Here is an 8,368-nt window from a genome sequence, read left to right on the forward strand (position 1 = left end):
GATGGGATATTTTTTTATTTGGAAGTCCCTTATGGGCAGAGAATTAATTTGTAGAAAAACATAAAAAATATTATTGTTCCCAGACCCAGAAATACAGAGATAGCAGTAATTTTTTTGTAAAATACTATACGTTGGTGAATTTGTGCCGGGAGCGATCGCCCTTTTTTAGATTCCTAAGATGATGTCAACTGAATCATAGCGATCGCGCTTGCCCTTTGTATGCAATACACTCCGACCTCTCTCTTTTTAGGAAAGAAGCTTTGAATCTTACTCCCCAACGCTCGCTCTTAAGGGGCTGGGGGTTAGGTCTATATTGGACTCAACCCAGAAGCCCTATAGTCGTGGATTCAATGCCCAAAACGCAATTGTCATTAAAATTTGACATTATTACCATTACTCAACCTCTAGCTAGCTATCAATGTTATGAAATCATGACAGTTCGATCCCAGAAGGGCTTATAAATTCGTGAAACAGGCAAAAACCTATGGAAACCCCTTGATCCCTAGATATGCTTAGTGGTTAATATTGACTTAACAGATAAAACTTCCCCGATCCCAAAGAAATGCTAATTTTGGCATAACTAAGGAATTGATTGGAAGTTACCCAATTTAAAAACAGACTAAAAAACCTTAAAAACTGGGCAAAACCAGGAGTCAGGATAAGAAATTCATCTGGAGTGGATGACATTTTATATAGCATTCTTTAACCAGGGGAAATCATTTACCGCTTAAACTACTGGAGGCCAAAATAATGGCAAAAGAACGCCCGCCACTAGAAGAGATGACCTTACGCCAACTACGCAAAGTTGCTAGCGAATATAGCATCTCTCGGTATAGCCGAATGCGTAAATCACAATTACTGGCATCAATTCAAGAAGTCCAGCGCAGTAAAAATTTACTTAGTCCATCTCGTTCATTGGAGGCACAGGAAACCGTGGAAGCTGCAAAGTTTGAATTAGGTCAGGAAGATCGGACTGGTGGATCTTTGGCTGATGTTGATGAAGGACTCGCAGATTTGCCCTCTGGCTATGGTGAAAGCCGGATTGTACTCTTACCACGCGATCCTCAGTGGGCTTACACTTACTGGGATATTCCCAATGAGCATAAAGAGGAACTGCGCCGACAAGGAGGACAACAACTCGCACTACGGATTTATGATGTCACCGACATCAATATCGAATACCAAAGTCCCCACAGCATTCAAGAATATCCTGCTGATGAACTAGCTAGAGAATGGTATCTGCCAGTTCCAGTTAGCGATCGCGATTATGTAATCGATATCGGTTATCGTGCTGCTGATGGACGCTGGTTAGTACTTGCTCGTTCTGCTAAAGTACACATTCCTCCCGTTTATCCTTCTGACTGGATTGAGGATGTCTTTATCACTGTCAACTTTGAAGAAGATTTGCGTGGTAAGACTCAGTACGAACTCGTACCACCTGCCAAGAAGGTTGCAGCAACCGCCAATGGTAATGCTGTTGTCAATGGTAACGTTAACGGCAACCCCATCTACGACCAAATCTTTGGTTTAGCCGAATCTGCCGAAGCACTACGGGTAGCTGGTTCTATCTTCGGTTCCCAGCACCAAGTACCAGGTTCAGCGCGTCCTGAACAAGCTATCAGCTCCTACATTTTCCCATCTGGTGTGGGTATGTGGGCAGTTCCTACCGTGTCAGGCTTAACCGCTTCCGGTGCAGGAATGTCAGGTGTTGGCTTCTCAGCTTCCGCCGTACCAGTGCGTCCGCGCCAGTTCTGGTTAATTGCCGATGCTGAGTTGATAGTCTACGGTGCAACCGAACCCGATGCTACCGTAACCATTGCTGGCCGTCCAATTCAGCTAAATCCAGATGGAACATTTCGCTTCCAGATGTCCTTCCAAGATGGTTTAATTGACTATCCAATTTTGGCTGTAGCTGCTGATGGTGAGCAAACCCGGTCAATTCAGATGAAATTTAATCGTGAGACACCATCTAGAAATACCAACACCAAAGAAGAAGCTGTTTTAGAATGGTTCTCTTAAGTTTTGGTTTTAAGATAAACTCCAGACTGAAATTTTAAATTATTCCCCGCTATAGTAATTCTGTAGCGGTTTTTTTTGCATTAGTATGTCTACGAAAAAATTATTTTTGTTATTTATCTTGATAATTGGTGCAACCTTATTATCAGGTTGTCAAGAGATTGAAGCAAATTCAGTCCCAAAAGCATCTAAAACTTGCCCTGGCAAAGATGCTAAGTTCAGCATTGATTTTTTTAAAACTAATAATCAAGGTAAAAGAAATCAAAGAGGTATTAACAATGTGATTATTTTTAATCCCAAATCAGCAGAATTAGATTTCAAAGTTAATGTTGGTCTATCTCATAAACTCTATGCCAAAGATGCTAGAGGGAAACTGCGTAAAGAATATGTACCAAAACAGTTTCGTGAACTCATCGGCGATGAGAATGCCAAATTAAACGGACAGCTACCCATTGCCGCAATTAATGCCGACTACATAGATACTGATGATAAACCACAAGGCTTAAATGTTTCTCGTGGTGTCGAGTATTCGGGAGCATTTAAAAATAAGCGTTCTTCCTTTGGGATATCTGGAGGTACACCCAATCAGCGACAGGCTACTATCCAAGCTGGTAGAAGAAAAAGTGATATTCTCAATTACAATTTAGTGGGTGGTAATGGCAGATTCTATCGTCAGGGTAAATTTAAAGATATTTGTCAAGATTTAGGAGAATTTGCTTGTAAAAATGCTAAAAACCGCTCTATGGCAGCTATCACTAATCAAGGCTATGTAATCTTATTAGTTAATGACTTGAAAGCTAACTCAGATATTGAATTATCTCAAGTTAATCAAGAGTTACTGCCAGATATGTTTGATAATGTCTTAGAAGGTATTGCTAGCAATAACTGTTTAGGTAAGATTCAAGAAGCGATATTATTTGATGGCGGTATGTCTCCAGGATTGTATTATAACCAAAAAACTTATGTAGAAAACCTTGGGCCGATTGGTTCAGTTTTTTTGATTTACAAAAAATAAAAATAATAACTCAATTTTATAGTATTGACTCTTTAACTTTTTGCAAATTCTCAAGCTTGTTTGGATTCACCCAACGATTGACAAATTCGTGATTATGTTTATACACCTTGATTTGCACTTGCTTGGAACTTAACTTGACTACTTCGGCAGGAATTCTTTGGACATCGCTAGAATCTGCACGAGGTTTGTAAAGCCAAATGACTTTTTGCCCTACTTGAAAGTAGTCAGCATTACTAGTTAAAGAGGGCGCTTTTTCTGCCCAAGAGGGGAAAGCAATTGCTAAGTTTATCAACAGTACTAAGACCACTAGAGTGATTTGGAAAAGTTTCATGATCATTGCACTTGTCTTGGGTCTGGTAGGATAATCAATCTGCTGATCTAGCATTTAATTATTATTCTCCTTTGTTCTATCAAAGTTTTTTTGGGGAATTTAGTTAGTATTAGTTTGCTCTTTGAATGCTAGCAAGATACCTAAATTTGATAGCATTAGTACCGCAAGGCGGAAGTCAAAATAATTGTATTCCGAGCTTCTTGCGACATTTTAAATGGTATGTTTATTTACGCCTTGCTGCACTAGAGATTTGCAAAGTTAATTACTCAGCCAAAGGCTTGTATTAATCGCAAGCCAAGTTGATTTTTGTTCAAAGTACAAATCTCTGCTAATTTCAGCATAAAGCGACTTATGCAATAAAAGCAAATAGTCTTATTTGTTAAAAGGATAAATTAAATTTATTATAAAATTTGTGATGCTCTGCCTTGAGATCGCAATCTGAAACAATCGCTCTCAATTCTGATTCCGTTTGGCCCTTTGCGATCGCTTCCGCAACGCAAGAGACAAAACTAATTTCCGATTTGGGAGCGTCTTTTAGGGGATTTCCAGAAATTAAATTATTCAATTTTAGAACGAAAGCGATCATTAGATTCTTCCTCCCCTGCTCCCCCTGCTCCCCAGGGCAAACGCATCTAAATTACTCTTGATCACAACCAAGGCAAAGAACCAACGACTTTAGCAGCATTTCTCATTTGGTTTAGTTTTCAAGACTCAAAGCGATTGCTAAGCTTGTGTCAATAAGTAGGGATTAATGCGACTAGTTTAGAGCTTATTGAAAATAAAATCCTCTTGTTGACATGATGCGTTTGCCCTGCCCTGCTCCCCCTGCTCGCACTTTAGGGAAATATTGCTAGCTCAGTTTCCGGGTCAAAAAAGTGAATTTTCTCTGGAGTTAGCGATAACCATAGTTGCTCACCTGGTTGTATAAATCGGTCTGGTGGTATTCGCACTTGTAAGTAATTGGTAGTAGCAGGTTGAGATCCCGGTTCGGCAATCTTAACTGCGAGAAAGGAATCGTTGCCGAGATTCTCTACCAAATCTACTTGCACTGGTATATTTTTGGTAGCAGGCATACTCAAGTTCAAGTGTTCTGGGCGAATGCCTAAAATTAGAGCTTTCCGGTCATATTTTTGTAAAGCTCTTCCCCAAACTTCTGGGAGGGTGAAACGAAACTGGGAATGAGTAATCAACTGTGGAGCATGAAATTCTACAGGAATAAAATTCATCGGTGGTGAACCAATGAACTCTGCTACAAAAAGATTGGCTGGGCGGTTGTAAAGTTCTAAGGGAGAAGCAACTTGCTGAATTTTACCCTCAGACATAATCGCAATGCGATCGCCCATTGTCATCGCTTCTGTTTGATCGTGAGTAACGTAAATTGTCGTTGTCCCCAGTTGGCGCTGCAATTTGACAATTTGAGCGCGGGTTTCTGCTCGCAGTTTGGCATCTAAGTTAGAAAGCGGTTCATCCATTAAGAATACTTGGGGGTCACGCGCGATCGCTCGTCCCAATGCAACCCGTTGTCTTTGTCCCCCAGATAGCTGTTTAGGTAAGCGATTCAGCAATGTTTCGATTTGCAACAGTTGGGCAACACTACGTACCTGTTCATCCACCGCCCGTTCTTTGTCAGAAATGTAGCGCAGTCCTTTAGGTAAATTTCTTGTCGCCCCTACAAAAAGATTTTCTGTCCAATTGGGGAGTGGGGAGTGGGTAGAGACGCGATTAATCGCGTCTGTACTGAGTGGGGAATGCTGATTTTCCCTATTCCCCGATTGTCTGCGTCGCAGCCCAAAGGCAATGTTGTCGTACACCGTCATGTGGGGATAGAGGGCGTAATTTTGAAATACCATTGCGATGTCGCGTTCTTTGGGTGGTAGGTCATTGATCAAGCGATCGCCTATCCAGATATTACCGCCAGTCATCACTTCCAAACCAGCGATTAAGCGCAGCAGAGTGCTTTTACCACAACCAGAAGGGCCTACCAGCACTATAAACTCGCCATCTGCGATCGTCAGATTAATCCGTCGCAAGACGTTAACACTTCCGGCACGTTCTTGCGCTGCATCAGTTTTCTCCCCAAACGTGAGGGTAGATTGGGTTTGTGAGGTTACACCTTCCCCTTTACGCGGGGAAAAACTTTTATAAACGTTTTCTAAAACAACTTGGGACACAACTAATTATTGTCATTGGGGATTGGGCATGGGGGAGCCACTGCGGTCTTGGGGTTTCCCCAAGTGGAGCAAGTGGCGTCATTGGGCATTGGACTAATGACTAATAACTAATGACCAATGATCAATGACAGTTTAGCGCCAATCATAAATAGACGTTGTATGTAAATACGAAAAGTTAAAAAAACAGCTTGCACCATAAAAAGCAAATTATCCTGAATTTTAGGGCTATCAGGAGGTGTTGTTATGACTACCGATGTACCTAAAAATCTTTCCCAAGACCCAAGCATTAACCCTATCCATGACATTGTAGACGGACAAACCACAGATTGTTGCATTGTGGGTGGAGGCCCGGCAGGAGCAGTATTGGCGCTGTTGTTAGCGCGTCAAGGCATTTCGGTGATGCTGTTGGAAGCACACAAAGACTTTGATCGCGATTTTCGCGGCGATACGATTCATCCATCAGTGATGGAAATTATGGAGGAATTAGGACTTAGCGATCGCTTGCTAAAACTCCCCCATACCAAAATGCGCCAAATTAGGTTTAAAACTCCTCAAGATACTGTCACATTGGCAGATTTTAGTCATCTGAAAACCCATTACCCCTACATTACGATGCTTCCCCAGGTAAAATTCCTGGAGTTCATCACCCAGGAAGCACAAAAATATCCTAATTTCCATCTGGTAATGGGTGCGAATGTGCAGGAATTAACTACGGAAAATGGCGTAATTCAAGGTGTCCGCTATCGGGGAGGCGGTGGTTGGCATGAAGTCCGGGCAATAGTAACAGTTGGTGCAGACGGTCGCCACTCACGTTTACGCCACTTGGGTGAGTTTAAGTCAATCGAAACCTCGCCACCAATGGATGTCCTCTGGTTTCGCCTACCCCGTCAGCCAGAAGACCCAGAAGGGGGAATGGGGCGCTTTGGTCAAGGTAAAATCATCGCTATGCTTGACCGTGGTGACGAGTGGCAAGTTGCGTATGTCATCCCCAAGGGAGGCTATCAACAACTGCGGGCTGCGGGTTTGGAGGAATTAAAAAAATCTGTTGTCGAAGTAGTTCCAGAATTCCAGCAACGCATCCAAAATTTACATGATTGGTCACAAATAGCTTTTCTCTCAGTCGAGTCCAGCCGGGTCAAACGCTGGTATCATCCAGGACTATTACTCATTGGTGATGCAGCTCACATAATGTCCCCCGTTGGTGGAGTTGGGATTAATTACGCAATTCAAGATGCTGTAGTCGCGGCGAATGTACTCAGCAAACCGCTCAAAAACGGACAAGTACAACTTAGCGATCTAGCAAAAGTACAACGTCAACGCGAGTTGCCCACACGCATCATTCAGGCGTTTCAAACTTTTATCCAAAAGCGAGTATTTGCTCCGGTTCTCACCTCAAATCGCACCTTTGTACCACCTGCGTTTTTGCGCTTACCCATCTTGCGCGACCTTCCAGCCAGGTTGATTGCCTTGGGTGTTTTTCCAGTTCACGTCAAGACTTAATTTTTGCCAAGAATTTTTTCTATTTAATGAATGGATGGTACAATTATACTACTCCATACAGAATTCAATGCTCATTTAGTCAGGCGAGGGTGGCGGGCGGCATACTCAATGCTGTTCAAAGCGATCGCTTGGCTTTTATGCTAGAAAGGACTAAAAACTCAGAGTGGATGTAGAAAATTTGTTCAAACATTATTAAAAAATGCAAACATCTGACCTCACTTCCATTCCTCTCTCCTAAAAGGAGAGAGGCTTTGAGGCTTACTCCCCAACGCTAGTAGGGAAGGGGCTGGGGGTTAGGTCTGTATTCCATGCAATTAAGAACCGTTATTAGTATGAAGATACGTCTTCCCCACTCCCTATTTTTAAGCTAGGAGCAATTTTAATGAACAGCTGCGTTTTGATGGCGGAAATTATTAACGAACCGCAACTCCGCTATACAGCCGATAATCTGGGAGTCACAGAAATGCTGGTGCAGTTTCCCAATTCCCAGAAACCAGAAGATCCGCCAGCCACCCTGAAAGTTGTCGGCTGGGGGAATTTAGCGACAGAAATTCAGCAAAACTACCACCAAGGCGATCGCGTCATCTTGGTAGGACGTTTAACTATGAATACTGTTGATCGTCAAGAAGGTTTTAAAGAAAAACGCGCTGAATTGACAGTGCAACAAATTCAATCTGTTGGAGGTAGTTTTAATACCGATCCATTACCCTCAGCAACCGTAACTCCATCATTCACTGAAACTGCTCCAAGACAAACATCTTCAGCATCTCGTCCTGCACAGAAAGAGGTTCCTAGTTACGAGTCACCACGTCCAGCGCCTACCCCAGCCACAAATCCTGTTGGCGTTGCTCCCCAAACGAAAACTTACGAACCCGTACCCCAACCTACAAATTATGAGCGAAACACTTATCCAGCAGTGAAAGAGGAAGAACCAGATCCAGATGATATTCCCTTCTAAATTTGCTAGTTGAGCGTGTATTCAATTTGCTTACATACTTAGCAGGAAGTATTACGATTAGACAATTTTTACAAATAGCCATCCTTTAGGATGTGCTATTTTTTCTTAGTTGATCGTTACTATGCACTATTACCCATAATCAAACTAAGAGTATATAAAAAAGAGTTAATATAGGACTCATATTTGATTGCGTGAAAAAAACTCAGTACATCTTTATTCCTTCTTCCCAGTCCCCAGTAAAGAGTCTCTACGAGTAATTCAGGAATCAAATCAGATTACTATAAATATAATTTACCATTTTTCCTGTTCGTGCAATAACGCCCTTTCAATCTACAACATCATCTCGCTTTAAAGCAGCCGTCAATTCTTTCATAAAC

General features: G+C 42.1%; 6 protein-coding genes. 4 read left to right on the forward strand and 2 right to left on the reverse strand.

The annotated features are described in order from the left end of the window. The first annotated feature begins 750 nt into the window (after positions 1-750). Positions 751-2,019: a DUF4912 domain-containing protein gene (locus ACFE90_RS33150; RefSeq protein WP_375506549.1), complete on the forward strand. Its 1,269-nt coding sequence runs from the start codon at positions 751-753 to the stop codon at positions 2,017-2,019. A gap of 85 nt (positions 2,020-2,104) precedes the next feature. Further along, a complete protein-coding gene (locus ACFE90_RS33155) occupies positions 2,105-3,031 on the forward strand; it encodes a phosphodiester glycosidase family protein (RefSeq protein WP_375506550.1) in 927 nt (308 codons plus the stop codon). 16 nt (positions 3,032-3,047) lie between these two features. Here ACFE90_RS33155 and ACFE90_RS33160 read toward each other — a convergent pair whose 3' ends face one another. Then, positions 3,048-3,416 carry a hypothetical protein gene (locus ACFE90_RS33160; protein WP_375506551.1) on the reverse strand — a complete coding sequence of 123 codons (369 nt, stop codon included), beginning with the start codon at positions 3,414-3,416 and terminating at the stop codon, positions 3,048-3,050. A gap of 782 nt (positions 3,417-4,198) precedes the next feature. Then, positions 4,199-5,533 (reverse strand): ABC transporter ATP-binding protein, encoded by a 1,335-nt coding sequence (locus ACFE90_RS33165; protein ID WP_375506552.1) that lies wholly within the window; start codon positions 5,531-5,533, stop codon positions 4,199-4,201. 243 nt (positions 5,534-5,776) lie between these two features. On the opposite strand from ACFE90_RS33165, the gene ACFE90_RS33170 reads away from it, so the two are divergent. Beyond that, positions 5,777-7,033: an FAD-dependent oxidoreductase gene (locus ACFE90_RS33170; RefSeq protein WP_375506553.1), complete on the forward strand. Its 1,257-nt coding sequence runs from the start codon at positions 5,777-5,779 to the stop codon at positions 7,031-7,033. Between the two features lie 382 nt (positions 7,034-7,415). Beyond that, entirely contained in the window at positions 7,416-7,991 is a 576-nt protein-coding gene (locus tag ACFE90_RS33175) for a single-stranded DNA-binding protein (RefSeq protein WP_375506554.1), read from the forward strand. Positions 7,992-8,368: the final 377 nt, after the last annotated feature.

Source organism: uncultured Nostoc sp. (assembly GCF_964245445.1).
GTDB lineage: Bacteria > Cyanobacteriota > Cyanobacteriia > Cyanobacteriales > Nostocaceae > Nostoc.

What these genes read in the sequence shown, in the direction of transcription:
- ACFE90_RS33150 (WP_375506549.1), top strand. Translation starts at nt 751, where the DNA reads ATGGCAAAAGAACGCCCGCCACTAGAAGAGATGACCTTACGCCAACTA.
- ACFE90_RS33155 (WP_375506550.1), top strand. Translation starts at nt 2,105, where the DNA reads ATGTCTACGAAAAAATTATTTTTGTTATTTATCTTGATAATTGGTGCA.
- ACFE90_RS33160 (WP_375506551.1), bottom strand. Translation starts at nt 3,416, where the DNA reads ATGCTAGATCAGCAGATTGATTATCCTACCAGACCCAAGACAAGTGCA.
- ACFE90_RS33170 (WP_375506553.1), top strand. Translation starts at nt 5,777, where the DNA reads ATGACTACCGATGTACCTAAAAATCTTTCCCAAGACCCAAGCATTAAC.
- ACFE90_RS33175 (WP_375506554.1), top strand. Translation starts at nt 7,416, where the DNA reads ATGAACAGCTGCGTTTTGATGGCGGAAATTATTAACGAACCGCAACTC.